The organism is Methylocystis sp. (assembly GCF_051061225.1).
GTDB lineage: Bacteria > Pseudomonadota > Alphaproteobacteria > Rhizobiales > Beijerinckiaceae > Methylocystis.
In genome coordinates this window covers 1-23755 of the sequence record NZ_JBPFEB010000028.1, presented here as the reverse complement: position 1 = coordinate 23755, position 23755 = coordinate 1, and the positions used below count along the sequence as shown (strand labels likewise).

The following is a 23755-nucleotide window of genomic DNA, read 5'->3' as shown; positions in this document are numbered from 1 at the left end:
AAAAACAGCAGATTGTAAAAGTGACGCCTGGGGCTGCCCGCCTTTAACCCACCTGCAAGCCCGAGCGCCTAACTTGTCGCCATGCTGACCGTCCTCATTTGCGCCGACCACGCCCATGTCACCGGGGGACAGGCCAAGGTCGCGCTGGACAGCGCGCTGGGGCTCGCGGCGGCGGGGGCGCGGGTGATCGTCTTCGCCGCCTGCGGGCCGGTTGATCCGAGGCTGGCGGCGGCGGGGATCGAGACGGTCTGTCTTGGCCAGACCGACCTGCTCGCCAACCCCTCCCGCCTCGCCGCCGCCCGGCAGGGTCTCTGGAACGGCGCCGCCGCGAGAGCGCTCGGCGAGACGCTGGCGCGACTGCCGCGCGAGAAAACGATCGTCCATGTCCATGGCTGGGCCAAGGCGCTGTCGCCCGCCATCGCCGGCCCGATCCGGGCCTCCGGCCTGCCGGCCGCCTATACGATGCACGAATATTTCCTGCACTGTCCCAATGGCGGCTTTTACGATTTCCAGAAGGACGCGGTCTGCCCGCTGATCCCGATGTCGGCCGCCTGCTGGTCGACCCATTGCGACTCCCGCAATTATCCCTTCAAGCTTTGGCGCAACACGAGGCTGTTCGTGGCGCAGCATGTGGCGCGGCTTGAAGAGACGTTCACGGACATCATCCTGTTGTCCGATCTGCAGGAGAAGGTCCTGCAAAATTGCCTGCGGAAGAACGCGGCGATTCATCGCGTGACGAATCCGGTCGAAGCCGAGCCGCTCGGCCCAAAGGGCGATCCGACAAGCGGCGACTTCCTCTTCGTCGGCCGCCTCTCGCCGGAGAAAGGCGCCTTTCTCTTCGCCGAGGCGGCGCGGCGCGCAGGCGTCACGCCGGTCTTCACCGGCGACGGCCCCATCGCCGGCGAGCTTGCGTCGCGATTTCCGCAGGCGCGGCTTCTGGGCTGGCGCTCGCCGCCAGAGGTGCGCGCGGCGATGCGCGCCGCCCGCGCGCTCGTGTTTCCGTCATTGTGGCATGAAACCTTCGGGCTGACGGCGCTCGAAGCCAAGGCCATGGGCACGCCGGCCATCGTCGCCGACGCCTGCGCGGCGCGGGAAGCGGTGGCGGATGGCGCCACCGGCCGCTGGTTCAGGAGCGGCGACGCGAATGCGCTCGCGTCGGCCATCCGCGAACTGATGAATAACGCGGTGATCGCCGACATGTCGCGGCGCGCCTATGACGCCTATTGGGCCGCGCCCGCCTCGCGCGAACGCCATGTCGCGGAGACGCTCGCGGTTTACGAAGGAATGCTCGCGCGACCACTGTAAGAGGCCGAAGAGCAACTTGGTCACCGCACGGCAGCGCGGACAACACGCGCGAGCCGGCCGCTGACCGCGATATTACAACCTGGCTTATTCTTGACATTAATCGCATGTTCGCAGAGCCTTTAAAGCGAAGCTCTTTGGAGTTCAGCGCCTATGTCTTTTATATCCACGTCCAGGACCGGCCAGGTCACACAAACCGGTGTTTCTGGCGAAGGGCCAAGAAATAATTTGGAGACCAGCGGCACATATCAGAACCGGAGCGTTTCGCTCGCTCCGACTCAAGAGATCAAGACCCCACAGAATGGCGGAATGCCTCCCGGACGGCCGCGCATACCGATCATTCGTCAGGCCAGACTCGCGCCCCCTTTCTCAAACGCCCCCAAGCTCATGACGGGCGGCGAGATGAAAAAAGCCACGGGTGTTTCGCTCACAGGGTACTCCTATCCCCCCCGCAATTCGGACTGCGGGGAGTTCTTAAGAAAATATCATGGTCTAAAACAGAATTCCGACACCCCCATTAAACATCAGACCTTTGGTGCTGTGTTGAGCCACCTTGTTCCTATGCAGAAAACCGCACAGGACCTCGCAAAGAAGGACAAACGGTTTGGAAATGTAGCAGATCAGCTCGGCGCGGAAATCAGTCGTCTTCGAGATCTGGAAATGGCTGTCGGATTGCGACGTCCCGCCGAGACGCCGTCTGGCATGTCGCTCCAGCAGGTTCTCGATTTTCACGAATTGGGCCTCTCCTTGACGGATATCGAGGCCGCGAGGGACTTGAAGCTCTCCTTGGCGGATGCGCGCGACCTGATCGCAGATGCGAAATACGCTGGTCTGTCGCTCACGGAAGCTTACGATTTCCGTGAGTTCCTGACCACGCCCGAGGCGAAATCGCTTACATTCGAAGAGGCCCGCGGCCAATTTGTGCTGAAACGTCTGGCGAACGAAGGATTCCATCCCGTCGAGGCCAAGCTTCTTTCGGACGCCGGTCTGAGCGTCGCCGAGGGTAAAATTTATCGAGCCAAGCGTCTGCCCATCACAGCCGACACGATCATCGGAGGCATGAGGGACAGCAACCTGACCCGCCCTCTGACCTTGACGATACCCAGGGAAGAAAGGACCGCATACAAAGGCAGACCTCCTCAACTATTCGATGCTCATTACCAAACGCCGCACGGGCCCTTTGTTGGCGTCTTCAAGGTTTTGCCAGACATCACTGGCGACAAGGTGGAGCGGAGCGATGTCGCAAAACTGATCGGAATCGATCTTACCAATCCCAACACTGCGATGCGCTGTCTTGCCACCTATGACATAGCGCGCAAGCTCGGTTTCTACGTGATCCCGCCCACAGAGCTGGGCATCCATAAATTGCCGACCGGCAGGGTGGAGCTCGGCGTCGTCACAGGCGGGGCGATGGGCGCGAGTGGCGACGATTCGCCCCCTGAAATTTTCAAAATACCCGAAGTGCGAAAAAAGCTGACAGAACTCCAGTTGCTCGACGCCTTGGCCGGTGTAGGCGGCAGGTGCGCCGAGAATTACTTCATTGCAGTAGACCCCTATAACGATGTCGTGATTGTCGCTGGCATCGACAATGGAAGGTGCTGGGGAACGACGAAGGATCCGAGCGATGTCGCCTACGGCATAAGCAAGGGAGAACTGGATTTGGTTGGAGTCTATCTGCCGAAGGTGGTGGATACCGATATGATTGCCGCTTTCGCGAATCTTACGCCCGCAACTCTCGCGGACACTCTGTCGGACATGCTCACGCCGCAGGAAATCGAAGCTGCCCAAAGCCGGCTCGACAAGATCAAGCTCCATCTGCAAGATCTCACCGAGAATGGCCGGGTGATCGATCCCGAGCAATGGGGTTCCGAACAGATTGATTGGATAGCGAACGAGGCCAGCGCCAGCTATTTCGTTCGTGATGATCCGAGTCGCCAAAGTTACGAACGCGTTTTACGTTCCGAAGACGAGGCGTGATCACGGAAGCAAGGTCACTGGAGGTCGACGCCAAACGCACCGCGTGAGGTGGCGGCGGCGCTCGCCGCCATCATTGACGGGGAAAACCTCTCCAGCTGGTCTGTCATCTTTCCACGTGATGCAAAACAGCCGGTGCGCTTGTTGGAGGGCGGCCTATGCAACTGGATCCAGCCTTGAAGAGCCTCATGAATGAGCTTGGCGACCGCCTCGGAGTCGGGGCGATCGCCTTCAACGAAAGGGGAAGCCTGGCCATTCGCCTCGGCGACGCCCCGCAAATCAACCTGCAATACCGCGCGGAGGCCGAGGAGTTTCACTTGTATGCGGATCTGGGCGCGCCGGCGGCCGGTCCGGACGTCTACGGCGACCTGCTCCGGGGGAATCTATTCTGGCGGCTCACTTTCGGCGCGACGCTCAGTCTGTCGGGGGATGACCCGCCCCATGTCATTCTGGCTCAGGCGGCTCCCTGGCGGGGAGAGACGGCGGAGACCTTCGCGGCCCGTCTGGACAGCTTTGCCAATGTCGCCGAGGACTGGGCCGGGATCGTCGCCGCAAAGCCAGACGATCATCCGGGCGAAACATCGGTTCGGAACGGGGATTTGAGCGCATTCATTCGAGTCTGACCGGCGAGACGGTCTCACGGAGCCACAGGCGCAAGTCGTTGTTGCGCGGGTCGACGTTTCGCCGCCCCGCTCCGCTCCCCGAGCCCATTCGACGCGCGGCTGATCCTGCGCTAGAAGGCGCGGGAAAGCACGGGACAATGACATGAATCGCCCCCTCACGCGCCTCGCCGCCGGCGTCGCCGCCGGACTCCTGACACTCTCCCCCGCGCAGGCCGAAAAGCTGCGGCTCGCGCTGCAAAAGACCGGCACCACCGGCTGGGAGCTGGCGGTCGTGCGCGCCTTCGGCCTCGACAAGGCGGCGGGGCTCGAACTCGACGTCACCGAACTCGCCTCGCCCGAAGCCGGCAAGATCGCCATTCAGGGCGGCGGCGCCGATATCATCGTCTCGGACTGGCTGTGGGTGGCGCGCGAGCGCGCCGGGGGCGCCGGGCTCACGCTCTATCCCTACTCCACCGGCGTCGGCGCGGTGATGACGAAAGACCCCGCCATCCGCAACGTGAAGGACCTCGCCGGCAAGAAGCTCGGCGTCGCGGGCGGGCCGCTCGACAAGAGCTGGCTGTTGCTGAAGGCCCAGGCGCTCAGGGAGGGCGTCGATCTGGAGAAGTCGGCGACGATCCTTTACGGCGCGCCGCCGCTCATCGCCGAAAAGGCGCTTCAGGGCGAAATCGACGCGGCGCTCGAATTCTGGAATTTCGCGGCCGATCTCGAAGGCAAGGGATTCGCCCGCGCCATCGACATCACCGATGTGGAAAAGGCGCTCGGCGCCAAGGGCGAGGTGGTCATCACCGGCTATGTCTTCGACGACAGCTTCGCCGCGAAGAACCGGGACGCGCTGGCGCGCTTCTTCGCGATGACGGCGAAAGCGAAGGCGATCATCGCTACGGATGACACGGCCTGGGCCGCCGCCGCGCAGCGCATCGGCCCCCGGGACGCCGCGACGCTCGACATCTACCGCAAGCGCTATGTCGCGGGGATTCCCAGGCGCAGCGTCGCGCAGGAGGAGGCCGACGCCGCCGCGCTCTATCGCGTGCTCGCGGAGACCGGCGGGGAGAAGCTCGTCGGCCCCGGCAAGACCCTCGCGCCCGGAACCTTCTACAAGGGCGGCGAGGCTGGCGGGAATTGATCCGGCTGCTCTCGCTCGCGGCGCTGATTGCATTGTGGCAGATCGGCGCCTGGGTCTCCGATCCGCGGCGCCTGCCGGGTCCCGCCGCCGTCTTCGAGACGGTCGTGGCCGAGGCGCAATCCGGCGCGCTGGGCTCCAATCTCGCCATCACGCTCGCGCGGGTCATCGCATCCTTTCTCATCGCCATGAGCCTCGGCGCGGCGATCGGCTATCTCATGGGCCGGCGCCGGCTCGTCGACCGGCTGCTCGATCCCTGGCTCGTCGTGCTGCTCAATCTGCCGGCGCTGGTCGTGATCGTGCTGGCCTATGTCTGGGCCGGGCTGACGGAAGCGGCCGCCATCGGCGCCGTGGCGCTCAACAAGCTGCCCAACGCCATCGTCGTCATTCGCGAAGGCGCCCGCGCGCTCGATCCGCAGCTCGACGAAATGGCGCAGGCGTTCCGCTTCTCGCGCGCGGCGCGGCTGAAGCATCTCGTCCTGCCGCAGCTCGCGCCCTATCTGGCCGCGGCGACGCGCTCGGGTCTTTCGCTCGTGTGGAAGATCGTGCTTGTGGTCGAACTGCTCGGCCGCTCGAACGGCGTGGGCTTCGAAATCAACATGGCGTTCCAGCTCTTCGACATGAAGCTGCTGCTCGCCTACGCTCTTCCCTTCGTGGCGCTGATGCTCGGCGTCGAAACGCTTCTGGTGCAGCCCCTTGAACGATCTGTCGCCCGATGGCGGCGCGGCGGCGCTCAGCGTCGCGATCGCCTCTAAAGACCACCAGCGCGCGGGCGGCCCCGCCCTGCGCGCGCTCGAAGGCTTGCGCCTCACCCTGCCGCTCGGCCAGGCGGGCGCGGTCGTCGGCCCGTCCGGCTGCGGCAAGACGACCCTGCTGCGGCTCATCGCCGGCCTCGATCGCGATTTTACTGGTCAGATCGTGCTGCCCGCCCATGGGCGGCTCGGCATGGTGTTTCAGGAGCCGCGTCTCCTGCCCTGGCGCAGCGTCGCCGACAATCTCCGCATCGCCGCGCCGGAAGCCGACGAGGCCGGGATCGCCGCGCTGCTCGCGGAGCTTGGCCTGCGCGACCATGCGGATCATTTTCCCGGCGAATTGTCGCTCGGCCTCGCCCGGCGCGTGGCGCTGGCCCGCGCGCTCGCCGTCAAACCCGATCTGCTGCTGCTGGACGAGCCGCTCGTGTCGCTCGACGCCGCGCTCGCGCGCGAATTGCGGGAGAGGATCGCCGCGCTGATCGACGAAAAGCGCATCACCACGCTGATCGTGACGCATGACCTTCCCGAGGCCATCGCCCTGGCGGACAGGATTTTCCTGCTCTCGCCGCGCCCCGCGCATGTGATCGCGACGCTGGATGTGGAGGCGCCGCGCGGTCGGCTCACCCGGGCCGCCGCCGATGCGCTGGAGACGCGCGCGCGCGCGGCGCTGGAGGCCTCCCGACGCGCCTTTCAATAGTGGCGGTGATGCAGGGTTTCGATGCCTGTGAGCTGGCCGAGCACGGTGGCGAGATTTTCCGGCAGGATTCCCGTCGCCTTGCCCAGACGCTCGGCCTGAAAGGCGCCGGCGCGCAGCGGTCCGTAACAGGTCATGCCGAAGAGGCCGTTGGGCTCCACCGTAATGACGACGGAGCGGACGCCGCGCGGGCTGGGATGTCTGAACCGCAGGTCGAAATGGCCGGGATCATCCGCGCTGATCGCCCCGCCGATCTCCCCCAGCGCCGCATCGCCGCCCAGACGTCTGACAATGTCCTCCGACGCCAGATCAACGCCCGCCATTTTTTTTCTCCCCGATGACAATCGGGCGGAGCGTAGCGCCGGAGTCCAAATTTTTGGTGAGGATGGCTACCAGTCGATGTCAGAGCCGCGATAATCGAGATAGCGGCGCGTGTCCGAGATCGTCAGACCCTCGATCACGCGGATCAGGCTATAGGCGCTTTCCTCGACGCTGAGCGTGGCGTTCGGCCCGCCCATGTCCGTGCGCACCCAGCCGGGATGCATGGAGACCACGCTGATCCCCTCCGGCTTCAACTCGTCGGCGAGGCACTGGGCGATCTTGTTGAGGGCGGCCTTGGAGGCGCGGTAGCCGACATTGAACGTCCCGCCCAGCGCCATCGATCCGAGCACGCTCGACATGAACACGATGCGCGGACGCGCTCCCCGCCGGATGAGCGGCAAGAAGGCTTGCGCCACGCGCAGCGGCCCGAGCGCATTTGTGTCCAGAAGATCGAGAACGCCGGGAAAGTCCATGTCCAGCGCGGACTGACGCTCCGGGCCATAGGCGCCGGCATTGGCGATCAGCACGTCGACGGGGTCGTGGACCTGCGTCGCCGCGATACGAATCTGCGCCTCGTTGCGCGTGTCGAAGACGAGGCTGCGGCCCCTGCTCCCGGCCGGCGCCAGCGCCGCCTCCAGGGGCTCATGCCGGCTCCCGGCGCGCCGGCTGGCGGTCACCTGCTCGCCGGCGATCGCCAGTTGCCTGGCAAGTTCAAGCCCGATTCCCCGGCTCGCGCCGGTGATCATCCAATGCGACATGGGCGAAAACTCCCGTTTCAGCCATGTCGGCATATAGGGCGGCCCTTTTGGAGCGCCGCCCCTGCTTACGGAATTTACATCGCCGCGTGATGCGCTTCCTCCATGCGGGCGACGCCGGTCTTCACCGCCGCCTGCACCTTCTCGAACGCGCGCACCTCGATCTGGCGCACGCGCTCGCGGGAGACGCCGAACTCCTCGGAAAGCTGCTCGAGCGTCACCGGATCGTCGGCGAGGCGACGCGCCTCGAAGATGCGCCGCTCACGCGGATTGAGCACGTCGAGAGCCCCGCGCAGCGCCTTCATGCGGTTGTTGCTCTCCTCCTGCGCGGCCAGAATGCGCTCCTGATCCTCGCTGTCGTCGACGAGCCAATCCTGCCATTCCCCCTCGCCCTCCTCGCGCAGCGGCGCGTTGAGCGAGGCGTCGCCGCCCATGCGGCGATTCATCTCGATCACGTCCTGCTTCGAGACGCCGAGGCGCGTCGCGATCTTCTCGACGTTCTCGGGCCTCATATCGCCTTCCTCGAACGCCGAGATGCGACTCTTCGCCTTGCGGAGGTTGAAGAACAGCTTCTTCTGGCTCGCGGTGGTGCCCATTTTCACGAGCGACCATGAGCGCAGGATGTATTCTTGAATCGAGGCGCGGATCCACCACATCGCATATGTGGCGAGCCGGAAGCCACGGTCGGGCTCGAAGCGCTTGACGGCCTGCATCAGGCCGACATTGCCCTCCGAGATGATTTCCCCGATCGGCAGGCCGTAGCCGCGGTAGCCCATCGCGATCTTGGCGACGAGGCGCAGATGCGAGGTGACGAGTTCATGCGCGGCCTTGGGGTCTTCGTGCTCACGCCAGCGCTTGGCGAGCATATATTCCTGCTGGGGCTCCAGCATGGGGAAACGACGGATTTCGGCGAGGTAGCGGGCGAGGCCGCCTTCCGCGACGATGGGCAAGGAATTCGCCATATCTCGTCCCTCCTGGCGGGCTCCCGGGGCGACGGCAAACCCGCAATGGGCGGTCGCACAGTCGCCGACCGCAACAAAGATAGTATAGGCCGGAATAGGCAGCCGGGAAAATCGGGCTTGTGTGACAACTCGCTAAAGTCGGGATTAAGATTCTGTAACATTCGCGTGCAGCAGGGCGCGGTCATCAGGAGAGGGCTGGGGTGAGGGGCAGGCCGCAAATCGCCTGAGTTGCGGGTGAAGGAACCCGTTTCGACAGTCGTGAACGCGGCTTGCCCCTCACCCCAGCCCTCTCCGCGCCTGCCGGGGAGAGGGAGGTCGATTACTTGCTGATCCCCCCGAGCACGCCCCTCAGGATCTGCTTGGCGATCTGCGTCCCGGCCGAACGCGCCGCGCTCTGCATGGCTGAGCGCAGGGCGATTTCGGCCGGCGACAGGCGCTTGCCCTTCTTCGAGCCGAACAGGGTTCCCAGAACGCCGCCGACAATCGTGCCCATCCAGCCGCCGCCCGCCGCGCCATCCTTGCCGACGGCGCGACCCTGGAGCGTCTCATAGGCCGACTCCCGGTCGACCGGCGTGTCATATTTGCCTCCGAACGAGCTGGCGCGCATGACGTCCGCCCGCTCCTCCGGGGTGATCGGCCCGACCCGCGCGGCGGGCGGCGCGATCAGCACGCGGTCGACAATCTCCGGCGCGCCCTTGTCGCCGAGCATCGAGACCAGCGCCTCGCCGACGCCGAGATGCATGATGGCGTCGGCGGTGTCGAAGGACGGATTCTTGCGAAACGTCTCCGCCGCGGCGCGCACGGCTTTCTGATCGCGCGGGGTGAAGGCGCGCAGCGCATGCTGGATGCGGTTGCCGAGCTGGCCGAGAACCGTGTCGGGCACGTCGAGCGGGTTCTGCGTGACAAAGTAAACGCCGACGCCCTTCGAGCGAATGAGCCGCACCACCTGTTCGATCGCCTGGAGAAGCGCCTTCGGCGCGTCTTCGAAGAGAAGATGCGCCTCGTCGAAGAAGAAGACGAGTTTCGGCCTGTCCAGATCGCCGACTTCGGGAAGCGTCTCGAAAAGCTGGGACAGCATCCACAGAAGGAAAGTCGCGTAGAGGCGCGGCGACCGCATCAGCCTGTCAGCCGCAAGAATGTTGACGACGCCGCGCCCGTCGCGATCCTTGCGAATGAAATCGTCGATCGCCAGCGCCGGCTCGCCGAAGAATGAGTCGCCGCCCTGAGTCTCCAGCACGAGAAGCTGGCGCTGAATCGCGCCAACGCTCGCGGGGGCGATATTGCCATATTTTGTCTTGAATTCGCTGGCGTTCTCGGCGACATGCGCGAGGGCGGCGCGCAGATCCTTGAGATCGAGCAGCAGAAGCCCTTGCTCGTCGGCGACCTTGAAGACGATATTGAGAACGCCTTCCTGCGTGTCGTTGAGATTGAGAAGCCGCGACACGAGCAGCGGCCCCATTTCCGACACCGTCGCCCGCACCCTGTGGCCCTGCTCGCCGAACACGTCCCAGAAGACAACCGGAAAGCGGTCCGGCGCATAATCGACGCCAATGTCGGCGGCGCGCTGGACAAAGGCCGGCTTGGCGTCGCCCGGTTGCGACAGCCCCGCGAGATCGCCCTTGACGTCCGCGAGAAAGACGGCGGTTCCCGCGTTGGAGAAGCCTTCCGCCAGCACCTGCAACGACACCGTCTTGCCGCCGCCCGTGGCGCCCGCGATCAGCCCGTGCCGATTGCCGAGCGCGAGCGTGAGATAGCGATAGGCCCGCGCGCCCGCCCCCCGTGCGCGCGTTCCATCCGTCGCGCCGACAAGAATCTTTCCAGGGACGCCGTTCGGGCTCTCGTTCGTCTTGTCGCTCATGGCGCTCGGGCTTTCCTAAGGTGAATCAGCGCGTCGTCGAAGCTACATCATTCTCGCGCAGCCCGCATCGGACCGGCGCCGACGGCTTGGCGAATGCCGCGAGCCGGGATAAGTTCCCGGACCGTGGGCGCTCGGAAATTGTCGTGGCGGAGGTCCGGGAGGCCGCGCCCGCGCCAACGCCGGGAACGCGGATCGGCGCGGCGGAGGAGGCGTCCTCCTCGTCGCCTGAAAAACGCCGTCCAACAAAGCCGCGCCTGAAAGCGGCGAAAAACAAGCAGGGAACGCAGAATGGCCAAGGGTTCGGTCAAGGGCAACGGCAAAGCCGGAAAGCGCGGCGACAAGACCGCGGAAAGCGGCCCAGCGGTTTCGAAGACGCTGCTCATTGGCGCCGGCGCCGTTTTCGCGCTGATTTTCGGCGCCTTTGTCGCCGTGACCAACACTACGGCGCCGGCGCCCCCGGCCTCGGCGATCGGCGGCGCCTTCCAGCTCACGTCGCAAGCCGGCCAGCCGGTCACCGAGACGGCGTTGCTCGGCAAGCCGCATCTCGTCTTCTTCGGCTACACCCATTGTCCGGATGTGTGCCACACGACACTGTTCGAAATGTCGGAAATCCTGCGCGCCCTAGGTCCCGCCGCAAATATCGGCGCGCTGTTCGTGACGACTGACCCCGAAAGGGACACGCCCGACGTGCTGAAGGAATATCTCGCCAATTTCGACCCGCGCATCATCGGCCTGACGGGCGATCGCGCGCAGATCGACGCCGTCCTGCGCAATTATCGCATCTACGCGAAACGCGCGCCCGGCAAGGAAGAAGATTATTCCGTCGATCATTCTTCCGCTGTCTATCTGATGGACAAGAACGGCCATTTCGTCACGGCCTTCAATGTCGGCCGCAAGCCGGAAGAGGCGGCCAGGGATCTCCAGCGTTACCTCTAGCGCGCGCGTCCGGGCGCTGTTCGCCCTCGACGCCGCACCCTAGTTAGGAGGGAGATCAGCTCGCGAAGCAGCCGCGGCCCCGACGTGGCGCTCAGCTTGCTTGGCTTCCCTTGCGACGACGGGACAGGCCCATGCAAATTTCAAAGGCGGCGACGTTTTTGGAACTCGCGACTCACGCGGCGTTTGGCTAGCATACGCACATGCTTCGACTTCTGCCCGACGGGCCCTCCCAGGATGGTTCGTCTCTCATTACTCTCGAGCACGCCGGCGAGACGATTGTCGTCGCCCTGCGTCGCGCGACGACCGCGCGTCGTTTCACGCTGCGCGTCCGCTTCGCGGCCCGCGACGCCGTCCTGACCATGCCGAAGCGCGCGTCGTTGCGCGAGGCGCGCGCCTTCGCCGAACGGCATGCCGCGTGGATCGCCGCGCGGCTCAATCGCCTGCCCGCGACGATTCCCTTTGCGCATGGATCGGTCGTGCCGCTGCGCGGAGTCGACCACGCCCTGCTCCACACGCCGGAGCGACGCGGCGCCGTATGGGCGGAGACGCGCGACGACGTCGTCACCGGCGTCGCGCTTTGCGTCGCCGGCCAGGCCGAACACATGCACCGCCGCGTGCAGGACCACTTCAAGCGCGAGGCCCGCCGCGATCTGGAGAGCGCCGTGGCGCGCCACACCGCGACGCTCGGCCTGCCGCCGCGCGGCGTCGGCCTGCGTGATCCGGTGAGCCGCTGGGGCTCGTGCTCGTCGTCGGGCTCACTGAATTTTTCCTGGCGGCTGATCATGGCGCCGCCCTTCGTGCTGGATTATCTCGCCGCGCATGAGGTCGCGCATCTCGCGCACCTCGACCATTCGCCGCGGTTCTGGTCGCTGGCGCGACGCTTGTGCGCGGACACCGACCGCGCCGAAGCGTGGCTCTCGGCCAATGGCGCCCATCTGCACAAATATGGAGCGAAGGAATGACGCTCGACCGGCGCCGTCTGCTGGCCGCCGCTCTGCTGCTGGCGTGCGGCCAACGCGCCGCCATGGCCGCCGAAACCGGCGCAAGGACCGGGAAACGGCTCCTGCTGCTCGACTTCGAGATCATCGACACTTCGGGCGAGCCCGTCGATCAGCGCGCGGACCACGCCCGGCGGCTGCTCGACGCGCGCAACGCCATCGCCGCCGGCCTCGCGGCGCGGGGAACCTATGAGATCGCCGAGCGCGCGCCGATCCAGGCCGAGATCGACGAGATTCTCCGGAAAACCTATTTCCGCACCTGCAACGGCTGCGAGATCGCGCTCGCCCGCAAAGTCGGCGCCGACCTCGTCATGACCGGAGTCGTCAACAAGGTGAGCACGCTCATTCTGAGCATGGGCGTGTCGATCGCGCGTGTCTCCTCCGGCGAACTCGTCTATCATCAAGGCTTCGATTTCCGCGGCGATAATGACGCGTCGTGGGCGCGGGCGACGAAATTTTTCACGGAGCGGATCGCGCGCGATCCGGTGAACTGAGCAGGATTTCATGAGCGAGCGCAAAAGCGGCAATGTCTCTTCGCCGTCGGTTTCCGTCTTCCCTCGCCCTCACGGCGCGCTGCTCGCGGAGCTGATCAAGCGGGCGCAGACCCTGCCGCCCATCCGCATGGGGGTTGTCCACCCCTGCGACCGGCCGTCGCTGGAAGGCGCGCTGGCGGCGCGCGACGCCGGGCTGGTCGTGCCCACGCTCATCGGCCCCTGCGCGAAGATGGAGGCCGCCGCGCGGGAGGCCGGCGTCTCGCTGGAGGACGTCGACGTGATCGAGGCGCCCCACAGTCATGCGGCGGCGGATCAGGCGGTCGAGATGGTGCGGCGCGGCAAGCTGCACGCCATTATGAAGGGCGCGCTCCATACGGACGAACTCATGGCGGCCGTGGTGCGCGAGGGCACGGGCCTGCGCACCGACCGGCGGATCAGCCACGTCTTCGTCATCGACGCGCCGACCTATCACAAGCTTCTGCTCGTCACCGACGCCGCGATCAACATCGCGCCGACGCTGGACATCAAGCGGGACATCATCCGCAACGCCGTCGATCTCGCCCACGCCATCGGCCTCATGAGGCCGAAAGTGGCCATCCTCTCGGCGGTGGAGACGGTCGAGGCCAAGATTCCCTCGACGGTGGAGGCCGCCGCCCTGTGCAAGATGGCGGATCGCGGCCAGATCGCCGGGGCCGTCCTCGACGGTCCGCTCGCTTTCGACAACGCCATCTCGCGCGAGGCCGCCGAAGCCAAGCACATCGACTCCGAGGTGGCCGGAGACCCGGACATTCTGGTGGCGCCCGATCTCGAGGCCGGGAACATCCTCGCCAAGCAGCTCGTCTTTCTCGCCGGGGCCGACACGGCCGGGATCGTGCTCGGCGCGCGCGTTCCCATCGTCCTGACCAGCCGCGCCGACGACGTCGCCTCGCGCGTCGCCTCCTCGGCGCTGGCCCAGCTCTTCACCCATCGTCCCCGGCCGGCGCCGTAGCCGCCTCGACAGAAGCCCCCGCGCATGGCAGAAGGCGCGGGAATTCAGCTTTTGGAGGCAGCGGGGCGAGGTTCGGGCTTTGCTCGCGACGACGGGCCGTCCCGTCCTCACCCGCAAGGCAAGCACGATGACCGATATCGCCAAACTCGAAGAAGATACGCTGCGCCAGATCGCGGAAGCCGCCGACGAGCCGGCGCTGGAGGCCGTGCGCGTCGCCGCGCTGGGCAAGAAAGGCGCGATTTCGGCGCTGCTCTCGACGCTGGGCAAGATGTCGCCGGAGGAGCGCAAGACCGAGGGCGCGAAGATCAACGCGCTCAAGGACAAGGCGACCGAAGCCCTCGCGGCCCGCCGCGCGGCGCTGGCGGAGGCGGCGCTGGAGGCGCGGCTGAAGGCGGAGACGCTCGACGTGACGCTTCCCGCCGCGATCAGCCCGCTGGAGCGCGGCCGCATCCATCCGATCTCGCAGGTCATGGACGAGCTCTCGGTCATCTTCGCCGACATGGGCTTCGCCGTGGCCGAAGGGCCGGACATCGAGAGCGACGACTATAATTTCACCAGGCTGAACTTCCCGGAGGGCCACCCGGCCCGCGAGATGCAGGACACCTTCTTCCTGTCGCCGGAAGCGGGCGAGAAGAAGCTTTTGCGCACCCATACGAGCCCGGTGCAGGTGCGCACCATGCTCTCGCAAAAGCCGCCGATCCGCGTCATCTGCCCCGGCCGCGTCTACCGCTGCGACTTCGACCAGACCCATACGCCGATGTTCCATCAGGTCGAGGGGCTCGTCATCGACCAGTCGACGCATATGGGCCATCTCAAATGGGTGCTGGAGGAGTTTCTCAAGAGCTTCTTCGAGGTCAAGGGCGTGAAGCTGCGCATGCGGCCATCCTTCTTCCCCTTCACCGAGCCGTCGATGGAGGTCGACGTGCAGTGCCGGCGCCAGGGCGGCGAAATCCGCTTCGGCGAGGGCGACGACTGGATGGAGATTCTGGGTTGCGGCATGGTGCATCCGAACGTGCTGCGCAATTGCGGCCACGATCCGGACGTCTACCAGGGCTTCGCCTTCGGCGTCGGCATCGACCGCCTGGCCATGCTGAAATACGGCATGTCGGACCTGCGCGCCTTCTTCGACGCCGACACGCGCTGGCTGGAGCACTACGGCTTCCGGCCGCTGGATTTCCCCACGCTGGCCGGCGGGTTGAGCAGCTAGGACCATGAGCCCATTTGCCGCGGGGTGATGGAGACGCAGGATGAACGACAGCGAGATTCAGGCACTGGCGGACAGTGTGCTGCGGACGCGGCTCGGCCGGTTCGGATTTCAGCGGGCCGAGGTGCGAAGCGGGGTCGACTACAGCAATGATCCGGCCGTCTATGTTGACGCCGTGCTGGGGGAAGGCGCGCCGTCGCTGGAGCCCGATACGCTGATGAATGCCCATCTCGCTCTCAGCGACGCGCTCTTGGAAAAAGGCGAGGAGCGCTTTCCGTATCTTCAGACAAAACGCCTCGGCGATAACGATCGCCCGGAAGAAGTCGCTCTGAAGCCCTTCAGAGGCCACGCGTGATCGAAGACCTTCTGGCTCTTGCCGATGAACTCGCGAACCGGGACACGGGGAGGCCGAGGCAGGCCTCCCTTCGACGGGCGGTTGCGACCACCTACTACGCTCTCTTTCACGCGCTTGCGAAAATGTGCGCGGACCAATTGGTCGGAAAGTCGAAGCCCTGGGATGTCTATACCCCCGTCTATCGGTCTGTTGATCACGCCGTCGCGCGCAAGGTTTTGAGAGAAGCAAGAAGCCATGCGGCGGGTCAGCCGATCGCGGCAATCGGGCCGGCTTTTCTCGAGTTGCACGACAAGCGCATCGCGGCCGACTACATGCCAGCGCCCTTGGGTTATTCCAGAAAAGAAATCATCGATCTCATTCAGGAAGCGCGCGGCGCCATCACGGCGTTGGACGCTCTGGAGCCAGACACGAAGCTGCGCCTTGCGGTGCAACTCATCACCAAGACCCGCTGAGCAAAAAATGAAACTCACCCTCTCCTGGCTCAAAGAGCATCTCGATACATCCGCCACGCTCGCCGAGATCGTCGAGACGCTCACGCGCATCGGCCTCGAGGTCGAACATGTGCACGACCCTGCCGCGCAGTTGAAAGACTTCAAGATCGCGCGCATCGTCGAGGCGACGCAGCACCCCAACGCGGATCGCCTGCGCGTCTGCAAGGTCGATACCGGCGCCGGCGATCTGGTGCAGGTCGTCTGCGGCGCGCCCAATGCGCGCACGGGTCTGAAGAGCGTCTTCTCGGCTCCGGGAACCTACATCCCCGGCAAGAAGATCACGCTCGGCAAGGGCGTCATTCGCGGCGTCGAGTCGCTCGGCATGATGTGCTCCTTCGAGGAGCTGGAGCTTGCGACGGAGAGCGAAGGCGTCATCGAGCTGCCCGAGGACGCGCCCGTCGGCGAGGTCTATGCGCAATGGGCCGGGCTCGATGATCCGGTCATCGAAATCAATCTGACGCCGAACCGCGCCGACGCCGCCGGCGTGCATGGCGTCGCCCGCGATCTCGCGGCCGCCGGGCTCGGCGTTCTGAAGGACAGGGAAATCCTGCCCGTCGCGGGCAAGTATCCCTGCCCTGTCGCCGTCAGACGCGATCTCGCCGCCAGCGAGGAGCATCTCGCGCCCTTCTTCGCCCTGCGTCTCGTGCGCGGCGTGAAGAACGGTCCGAGCCCGGTCTGGCTGCAAAAGCGCCTGCGCGAGATCGGCCTGCGCCCGATCAACGCGCTCGTCGACATCACCAATTTCATGACCTTCGACCGCGCGAGGCCGCTGCATGTCTTCGACGCGAAGAAAGTGAAAGGCGATCTCGTCCTGCGGCGAGCGCGGCAGGGCGAGACTCTGCTCGCGCTGGACGGCAGGACGCACGAGCTGGACGACGCCATGGTCGTCATCTGCGACGACAACGGCGTCGAGTCGATCGCCGGCGTCATGGGCGGCGAGGTTTCCGGCTGCAACGACGACACCACCGACGTGCTGATCGAGAGCGCGCTGTGGGACCCACAGAACATCGCCCATACGGGCCGCAAGCTCGGCATCGTCACCGACGCGCGCTACCGCTTCGAGCGCGGCGTCGATCCCGACTTCGCCCTGCCCGGACTCGAACTCGCGACGCAGCTCGTGCTCGATCTCTGCGGCGGCGAGCCCTCCGAACTGGTCATCGCCGGCGCCGCGCCGCGCGAGCGCCGGACCGTGGATTTCCCCTGGTCCGAGACGCAGCGGCTCGCCGGCATGGATGTGTCTCAGGCCGAAGCTGAAGCGATCCTCGAGCGCCTCGGCTTCACGGTTGAAAAGACCGGCGAGGATGGCGCAAGGGTCATCGCGCCGAGTTGGCGCCCGGATATCGAGGCCAAGGCGGACATCGTCGAAGAGATCGTCCGCATTCTCGGCGTCGACAATGTGCCGTCCACGCCGCTGCCGCGCGCCGAGGGCGTGGCGCCAGCGGTGCTGACGCCGATGCAGAAGCGCGCCCGCAACGCCCGCCGCGCGCTGGCCTCGCAAGGACTGGTCGAAGCTGTCACCTGGTCCTTCATCTCGAAGGAACAGGCGGAAGCCTTTGGCGGCGGCGCGGCGGGCCTCGCGCTCGCCAATCCGATCGCCAGCGACCTCTCCGACATGCGCCCGAGCCTCCTGCCGGGCCTCGTCGCCGCCGCCCATCGCAACGCCGCGCGCGGGCTTGGCGATCAGGACCTGTTCGAAGTGGGGCAGATTTTTCTCGATCCCAGCGACAAGGGCCAGCGCCTCGCGGCCGCCGGCATCCGCCGCGGCCTGTCGGGCGCGGGGCGTCACTGGTCGGCGCCTGCCCAGCGCGCCGGCGCTTTCGACGCCAAGGCCGACGTCATGGCGCTGCTCGGTGCGCTTGGCGTCGCCACGGGCGGGCTCCAGGTGGTTCCCGGCGGGCCGTCATGGTTCCACCCCGGCCGCTCGGCGACGCTGCAATTCGGGCCCAAGGCGGTCGTCGGCCATTTCGGCGAATTGCATCCGCGCGCGCTGAAGGCGCTGGATGTGGAAGGGCCGATCGCCGCCTTCGAAATCATCCTCGACATGCTGCCCGCCCCCAAGGCGAAGCCCACGAAGATCAAGCCGAAACTCGAACTGTCCGACCTCCAGCCGCTGTCGCGCGATTTCGCCTTCATCCTCGACCGCGCCGCCCCGGCCGGCGATCTGGTGAAGGCCGTGGCGGGCGCCGACAAGGCGCTCATCACCGATGTCAGCGTCTTCGACGTCTATGAGGGCGTCGGCGTGCCGGAGGGCAAGAAATCCGTCGGCGTCGCCGTGACGTTGCAGCCACGCGAGAAGACGCTCACCGACGCGGAGATCGAGGCCGTGGCGCAGAAGATCGTCGCCGAGGCGGGCAAGAAGACCGGGGCCACCCTGCGGTGAGCCAGCCCCGAGTCGCGTTGAGCGGCCCCGCCCCTCACCCTGACCCTCTCCCCGTAAACGGGGAGAGGGAATTGCGGCGCATCTCCCTCTCCCCGCGAAGGCGGGGAGAGGGTTGGGGTGAGGGGCGAGCCGCGTTAAAACACCTGCGTTGCGGAGCCGCCGCGCTCGCTTTGCTGTTTCTCATGACGCCCGCCGTCGCCGGCCCCCGTTCCATCGACGACTGCGAGGCGATCAAGGACCCCAACGCCTATAATCTCTGCCTCGCCTCCTTCGGCCCGATGCGCGGCCAGCATGGCGCGACCTATCCGGGCGCGGCGAGCGAAGGAGACAAGCGCGGCGGCGGCTCGGGCTGGAGCAAACGGGCGACGCCCCGCCAGGCCGCTTCTGCGCAGCCGCGAGGGGCGCGCATCAGCAGGGGCGGCAATGGGCGGATCAGGATGGAGTTCACGCCCTGATGCAGAAGCCTCGTCGGCCCGCCCGCGGGGAACGAGGCGTGGGGGCGCCAGCGGCGCCTTCACAGGAATGAGGATAAACCCTGAATTTACCTCTTGGCAAACGGACGCAGGCCCTTTAAATAGGCCGTTCCGGGGTTGACCTAGATCCCCAACCCCAATTTCAGTTTTGAGCTTCCGCCCGAACTCAGGCTTTGTCAATGGCTTGGGAGACAGGCGGTGGATAGGCCGGCGGACTCGGGGCTCAGCCCTCGTGTCCCGTCCGGCCATGTCCTGTCCGAGACTGCCGGCGCCGCCGAGGGGTTTTCCACAACCCCGAGCGGCTCAATCGGCTGGAGGCCGTCAGAGAAATCTGTCGTCCGAAAGCGGCCTGCACAGACGGGGAAACCGGAATTTCTGGCCGCCGGCCCAACGCCGGCGTGTTTTGAATTTGGTTCACGCCCCTTCAACCAGGGCTTTCGTCATCCGGCGAGGCGCTCTGGGGACAGGATCTACGGAGCCGACCGCATCCGCGGCCGGCTAGTCGCAACCGGCGGGACCTCACTCCCGCCAGTTATGAAGAGAGCAACCGTGGATAGAGCGGAGAAAAAAGAAGCCGTCGCGGCGTTGCACCAGGTCTTTAATCAGGCCGGGGCGATCGTCGTTGCGCACTACTCCGGCTTGACGGTCGCCCAGATGCAGGCCCTGCGGAAGCGGGCCCGCGCCGAGGGCGCCACTGTTCAGGTCGCCAAAAACCGCCTCGCCAAGATCGCTCTGGATGGCGCGAGCGTCGCCGATTTCGGTTCCCTGCTCAAGGGACCGACCCTGATCGCCTATTCGGACGATCCGGTGGCGGCGCCGAAGGTGGCTGTGGCCTTCGCCAAGGATCACGACAAGTTCGTGATTCTGGGCGGCGCCATGGGCCCCACGCTGCTGAACTCTGACGGCGTCAAGTCGCTTGCGACCATGCCGTCTCTCGACGAACTGCGTGCGACGATCGTGGGCCTCATCAATGCGCCCGCGACCAAGATCGCCCAGCTCTCGACCGCGCCTGCCGCCAAGCTCGCGCGCGTGTTCGGCGCCTACGCCAAGAAGGACGCGGCCTAAGAGGCTCGCACACCAAGAACGAACCAAATTCAAAGGACGCTACAAATGGCTAATCTCGAAAAGATCGTCGACGACCTCTCGGCTCTCACCGTCCTCGAGGCGGCCGAGCTCGCCAAGATGCTCGAAGAGAAGTGGGGCGTTTCCGCGGCTGCCGCCGTGGCCGTCGCCGCCGCTCCGGCCGCTGGCGCCGCCGCTCCGGCTGCTGAAGAGAAGACCGAGTTCAACGTGATCCTGGCTTCGGCTGGCGACAAGAAGATCGAGGTCATCAAGGAGGTCCGCGCGATCACCGGCCTCGGCCTGAAGGAAGCCAAGGACCTGGTCGAAGGCGCTCCGAAGCCGCTGAAGGAAGGCGCTTCGAAGGAAGAGGCCGAGAAGATCAAGGCGACCCTCGAGAAGGTCGGCGCCAAGATCGAGCTCAAGTAAGATCGCGGCCGCTCCCTGCGAGCGGCGGCGTGACGAGATTCGCGGTCCCGGCTCAGGCCGGGGCCGCGCGCGGTTGTAAAGGGGCGCCATGAGGGGCGCCCGACAGGGCGAGAGAGCCGCTCGCAGCGAGCCGGCCCGGCCCTTAGGAGAAGAGGCTCGAAAAGCGACATGGCTCAGACGTCGGCCCGCAAGTTCACCGGTCGCAAGCGCACCCGCAAGTTTTTCGGACACATCCGCGAAGCGGCGGCGATGCCCAATCTCATTGAAGTGCAGAAGGCCTCTTACGATCAGTTCCTGCTTGTCGACGAGCCAAAGGGCGGCCGCCCCGACGAAGGTCTCCAGTCCGTCTTCAAATCCGTCTTCCCGATTTCCGACTTCTCGCAGGTCGCCCTGCTCGAATTCGTCCGCTACGAATTCGAACAGCCGAAATATGACGTCGACGAGTGCCGCCAGCGCGGCATGACCTTCGCCGCGCCGCTGAAGGTGACGCTGCGCCTCATCGTGTTCGACGTCGATCCCGACACGCAGGCCAAGTCGGTCAAGGACATCAAGGAGCAGGACGTCTACATGGGCGACATGCCCTTCATGACGTCGAACGGCACCTTCATCGTCAACGGCACCGAGCGCGTCATCGTCTCGCAGATGCACCGCTCGCCGGGCGTGTTCTTCGACCACGACAAGGGCAAGAGCCACTCCTCGGGCAAGCTGCTGTTCGCGGCCCGCATCATTCCCTATCGCGGCTCCTGGCTCGATATCGAATTCGACGCCAAGGACATCGTCTATGCGCGCATCGACCGCCGCCGCAAGATTCCGGTGACGTCGCTGCTCTTCGCGCTCGGCCTCGACGGCGAAGAGATTCTGTCGACCTTCTACAAGACCATCACCTACAAGGCGGATGGCGAAAACTGGCGCATGCCGTTCGACGCCGACCGCATGAAGGGCGTGAAGGCCGTCGCCGACATGATCGACGCCGACAGCGGCCAGGTCATTCTCGAAGCGGGCAAGAAGCTCGCCGTCCGCGCCGCGCGCCAGCTCGCCGAGAAGGGCGTGAAGGCGATCCGCGTCTCGTCGGAAGACCTTTACGGCCAGTATCTCGCGCAGGATCTCTTCGACCCGGCGACGGGCGAGATCTTTGCGGAAGCCGGCGACGAGATCACCGCCAAGACGCTGCCGACGCTGCTCGAAAAGGGCTTCGACGAGCTGCCGATCCTCGACATCGACCATATCAACATCGGTCCCTACATTCGCAACACGCTCGCGGTCGACAAGAACTCGAACCGCGAGGAAGCGCTGTTCGACATCTATCGCGTCATGCGTCCGGGCGAACCGCCGACCATGGACACGGCGGAAGCCATGTTCCATTCGCTGTTCTTCGACGCGGAGCGCTACGACCTCTCGGCCGTCGGCCGCGTGAAGATGAACATGCGCCTCGACCTCGACGCGCCGGACACGGTGCGCACGCTGCGTCGCGAGGACATTCTCGCCGTGGTGAAGGCGCTCGTCGATCTGCGCGACGGCCGCGGCGAGATCGACGACATCGACCATCTCGGCAACCGCCGCGTGCGCTCGGTCGGCGAACTGATGGAAAATCAGTATCGCCTCGGCCTGCTGCGCATGGAGCGCGCCATCAAGGAGCGCATGTCCTCGGTCGACATCGACACGGTCATGCCGCAGGACCTGATCAACGCCAAGCCGGCGGCCGCCGCCGTGCGCGAGTTCTTCGGCTCCTCGCAGCTCTCGCAGTTCATGGACCAGACCAACCCGCTCTCCGAGATCACGCACAAGCGTCGTCTCTCGGCGCTGGGTCCGGGCGGTCTGACGCGCGAGCGCGCCGGCTTCGAGGTGCGCGACGTGCATCCGACGCATTACGGCCGCATCTGCCCGATCGAGACGCCGGAAGGCCCGAACATCGGCCTGATCAATTCGCTCGCGACCTTCGCCCGGGTGAACAAATATGGCTTCATCGAAGCGCCCTATCGTCGCGTCCGCGATGGCAAGGTGACGAATGAGGTCGCCTATCTCTCGGCGATGGAAGAGTCGAAATATCACGTCGCGCAGGCCAATGCGCCCATCGACGCCGAAGGCAATCTGACGGAAGACCTCGTGCTCTGCCGCCACGCCGGCGACGTGATGCTCGTCCCGCGCGAGAAGGTCGACGCGATGGACGTGTCGCCCAAGCAGCTCGTCTCGGTCGCCGCGGCGCTCATCCCGTTCCTCGAGAACGACGACGCCAACCGCGCGCTGATGGGCTCGAACATGCAGCGTCAGGCGGTGCCGCTGGTGAAGGCCGACGCGCCGCTCGTCGGCACGGGCATGGAGGCGGTCGTCGCCGCCGACTCCGGCGCCGCCATCTCCGCCCGCCGCACCGGCATTGTCGATCAGATCGACGCGACCCGTATCGTCATCCGCGCCACGGAAGAACTCGACCCGGCCAAGCCCGGCGTCGACATCTACCGGCTGATGAAGTTCCAGCGCTCGAACCAGTCGACCTGCATCAACCAGAAGCCGCTGGTGCGCGTCGGCGATCTGGTCAAGAAGGGCGACATCATCGCCGACGGCCCCTCGACGGATCTCGGCGATCTGGCGCTCGGCCGCAACGTGCTCGTCGCCTTCATGCCCTGGAACGGCTACAACTTCGAAGATTCGATCCTTCTCAACGAGCGCATCGTGAAGGAGGACGTGTTCACGTCGATCCACATCGACGAATTCGAGGTGATGGCGCGCGACACCAAGCTCGGCCCCGAGGAAATCACCCGCGACATTCCCAACGTCTCGGAGGAGACGCTGAAGAATCTCGACGAGGCCGGCATCGTCTATATCGGCGCCGAGGTGCAGGCGGGCGACATTCTCGTCGGCAAGATCACGCCGAAGGGCGAGAGCCCGATGACGCCGGAAGAAAAGCTTCTGCGCGCCATCTTCGGCGAAAAGGCTTCCGACGTTCGCGACACGTCGCTGCGCGTGCCGCCGGGCGTTCAGGGCACCATCGTCGAAGTGCGCGTCTTCAACCGCCACGGCGTCGAGAAGGACGAGCGCGCCCAGGCGATCGAGCGAGAGGAGATCGAGCGTCTCGCGAAGGACCGCGACGACGAGCTCGCCATCCTCGACCGCAACACCTACGCCCGTCTCTTCGAGATGCTCATCGGCAAGGTCGCGATCGCGGGGCCGAAGAGCTTCAAGAAGGATCAGCCGCTGACCCAGGCGATCCTCGACGAATATCCCCGCTCGCAGTGGTGGACCTTCGTCGTCGAGGACGACACGCTGATGTCGGGCATCGAGGCCGTGCGCAAGCAATATGACGAGTCGAAGAAGGGTCTCGAGAACCGCTTCCTCGACAAGGTCGAGAAGCTGCAGCGCGGCGACGAGCTGCCGCCCGGCGTGATGAAGATGGTCAAGGTCTTCGTTGCGGTAAAGCGCAAGATCCAGCCCGGCGACAAGATGGCCGGACGTCACGGCAACAAGGGCGTGGTGTCGCGTATCGTGCCACAGGAAGACATGCCGTTCTTGGGTGATGGCCAGCCGGTGGACATCGTGCTCAATCCGCTCGGGGTGCCGAGCCGTATGAATGTCGGACAAATTCTGGAGACGCA

At 65.6% G+C, this 23755-nt stretch carries 22 protein-coding genes; 18 read left to right on the top strand and 4 right to left on the bottom strand.

Annotated features, from left to right (window positions below; all coding sequences use genetic code 11):
* Positions 1-81: 81 nt before the first annotated feature.
* The 6 genes from ACR652_RS05785 (at position 82) to ACR652_RS05760 (ending at position 6468) form a co-directional block, all read left to right on the top strand.
* Positions 82-1305: a glycosyltransferase family 4 protein gene (locus tag ACR652_RS05785; RefSeq protein WP_434505571.1), complete on the top strand. Its 1224-nt coding sequence runs from the start codon at positions 82-84 to the stop codon at positions 1303-1305.
* A 399-nt stretch (positions 1306-1704) separates the two neighbouring features.
* Positions 1705-3279 (top strand): hypothetical protein, encoded by a 1575-nt coding sequence (locus tag ACR652_RS05780; protein ID WP_434505570.1) that lies wholly within the window; start codon positions 1705-1707, stop codon positions 3277-3279.
* A gap of 155 nt (positions 3280-3434) precedes the next feature.
* Entirely contained in the window at positions 3435-3899 is a 465-nt protein-coding gene (locus ACR652_RS05775) for a type III secretion system chaperone (RefSeq protein ID WP_434505569.1), read from the top strand.
* A 142-nt stretch (positions 3900-4041) separates the two neighbouring features.
* Complete coding sequence (locus ACR652_RS05770) at positions 4042-5022, top strand: ABC transporter substrate-binding protein (protein ID WP_434505568.1); 981 nt, start codon at positions 4042-4044, stop codon at positions 5020-5022.
* Positions 5019-5774: an ABC transporter permease gene (locus ACR652_RS05765; RefSeq protein ID WP_434505567.1), complete on the top strand. Its 756-nt coding sequence runs from the start codon at positions 5019-5021 to the stop codon at positions 5772-5774. Before ACR652_RS05770 ends, ACR652_RS05765 begins: the two co-directional genes overlap by 4 nt.
* On the top strand, positions 5716-6468 hold the full coding sequence (locus ACR652_RS05760) for an ABC transporter ATP-binding protein (RefSeq protein ID WP_434505566.1): 753 nt from the start codon (positions 5716-5718) through the stop codon (positions 6466-6468). Before ACR652_RS05765 ends, ACR652_RS05760 begins: the two co-directional genes overlap by 59 nt.
* On the opposite strand, the gene ACR652_RS05755 is transcribed toward ACR652_RS05760, so the two are convergent.
* The 4 genes from ACR652_RS05755 to ACR652_RS05740 form a co-directional block, all read right to left on the bottom strand.
* The gene (locus ACR652_RS05755; protein WP_434505565.1) at positions 6462-6788 is read right to left on the bottom strand and encodes a hypothetical protein; all 327 of its coding nucleotides are present in this window, start codon (positions 6786-6788) and stop codon (positions 6462-6464) included. The genes ACR652_RS05760 and ACR652_RS05755 overlap by 7 nt on opposite strands.
* Before the next feature lie 66 nt (positions 6789-6854).
* Positions 6855-7544 carry an SDR family oxidoreductase gene (locus ACR652_RS05750; RefSeq protein WP_434505564.1) on the bottom strand — a complete coding sequence of 230 codons (690 nt, stop codon included), beginning with the start codon at positions 7542-7544 and terminating at the stop codon, positions 6855-6857.
* Between the two features lie 74 nt (positions 7545-7618).
* Entirely contained in the window at positions 7619-8503 is an 885-nt protein-coding gene (gene rpoH, locus ACR652_RS05745; protein ID WP_434505563.1) for an RNA polymerase sigma factor RpoH, read from the bottom strand.
* A 319-nt stretch (positions 8504-8822) separates the two neighbouring features.
* The gene (locus ACR652_RS05740; protein ID WP_434505562.1) at positions 8823-10361 is read right to left on the bottom strand and encodes a helicase HerA-like domain-containing protein; all 1539 of its coding nucleotides are present in this window, start codon (positions 10359-10361) and stop codon (positions 8823-8825) included.
* Between the two features lie 288 nt (positions 10362-10649).
* Between ACR652_RS05740 and ACR652_RS05735 the strand changes: the two genes are divergently transcribed.
* The 12 genes from ACR652_RS05735 to rpoB all read left to right on the top strand — a co-directional run.
* Positions 10650-11297: an SCO family protein gene (locus tag ACR652_RS05735; RefSeq protein ID WP_434505561.1), complete on the top strand. Its 648-nt coding sequence runs from the start codon at positions 10650-10652 to the stop codon at positions 11295-11297.
* A gap of 200 nt (positions 11298-11497) precedes the next feature.
* Positions 11498-12259, top strand: a complete 762-nt coding sequence (locus tag ACR652_RS05730) for a M48 family metallopeptidase (protein ID WP_434505560.1) — start codon at positions 11498-11500, stop codon at positions 12257-12259.
* Positions 12256-12789 carry a DUF3280 domain-containing protein gene (locus tag ACR652_RS05725; RefSeq protein ID WP_434505559.1) on the top strand — a complete coding sequence of 178 codons (534 nt, stop codon included), beginning with the start codon at positions 12256-12258 and terminating at the stop codon, positions 12787-12789. The genes ACR652_RS05730 and ACR652_RS05725 overlap by 4 nt, the downstream gene beginning before the upstream one ends.
* Positions 12790-12799: 10 nt before the next feature.
* The gene (locus ACR652_RS05720) at positions 12800-13777 is read left to right on the top strand and encodes a bifunctional enoyl-CoA hydratase/phosphate acetyltransferase (protein WP_434505558.1); all 978 of its coding nucleotides are present in this window, start codon (positions 12800-12802) and stop codon (positions 13775-13777) included.
* 127 nt (positions 13778-13904) lie between these two features.
* Entirely contained in the window at positions 13905-14984 is a 1080-nt protein-coding gene (gene pheS, locus ACR652_RS05715) for a phenylalanine--tRNA ligase subunit alpha (RefSeq protein WP_434505557.1), read from the top strand.
* A 40-nt stretch (positions 14985-15024) separates the two neighbouring features.
* Complete coding sequence (locus ACR652_RS05710; protein ID WP_434505556.1) at positions 15025-15336, top strand: hypothetical protein; 312 nt, start codon at positions 15025-15027, stop codon at positions 15334-15336.
* Positions 15333-15788, top strand: coding sequence for a hypothetical protein (locus ACR652_RS05705; protein ID WP_434505555.1), 456 nt, complete (start codon positions 15333-15335; stop codon positions 15786-15788). Before ACR652_RS05710 ends, ACR652_RS05705 begins: the two co-directional genes overlap by 4 nt.
* A gap of 7 nt (positions 15789-15795) precedes the next feature.
* Positions 15796-18207, top strand: a complete 2412-nt coding sequence (gene pheT, locus ACR652_RS05700; RefSeq protein WP_434505554.1) for a phenylalanine--tRNA ligase subunit beta — start codon at positions 15796-15798, stop codon at positions 18205-18207.
* Positions 18208-18377: 170 nt separating this feature from the next.
* Positions 18378-18662: a hypothetical protein gene (locus ACR652_RS05695; RefSeq protein ID WP_434505553.1), complete on the top strand. Its 285-nt coding sequence runs from the start codon at positions 18378-18380 to the stop codon at positions 18660-18662.
* 567 nt (positions 18663-19229) lie between these two features.
* Entirely contained in the window at positions 19230-19745 is a 516-nt protein-coding gene (gene rplJ, locus ACR652_RS05690) for a 50S ribosomal protein L10 (protein WP_434505552.1), read from the top strand.
* A gap of 45 nt (positions 19746-19790) precedes the next feature.
* Entirely contained in the window at positions 19791-20168 is a 378-nt protein-coding gene (gene rplL, locus ACR652_RS05685; RefSeq protein WP_434505551.1) for a 50S ribosomal protein L7/L12, read from the top strand.
* Between the two features lie 168 nt (positions 20169-20336).
* Positions 20337-23755 (top strand): DNA-directed RNA polymerase subunit beta (gene rpoB / locus ACR652_RS05680; RefSeq protein WP_434505550.1); only part of this gene is annotated, 3419 nt, incomplete at its 3' end.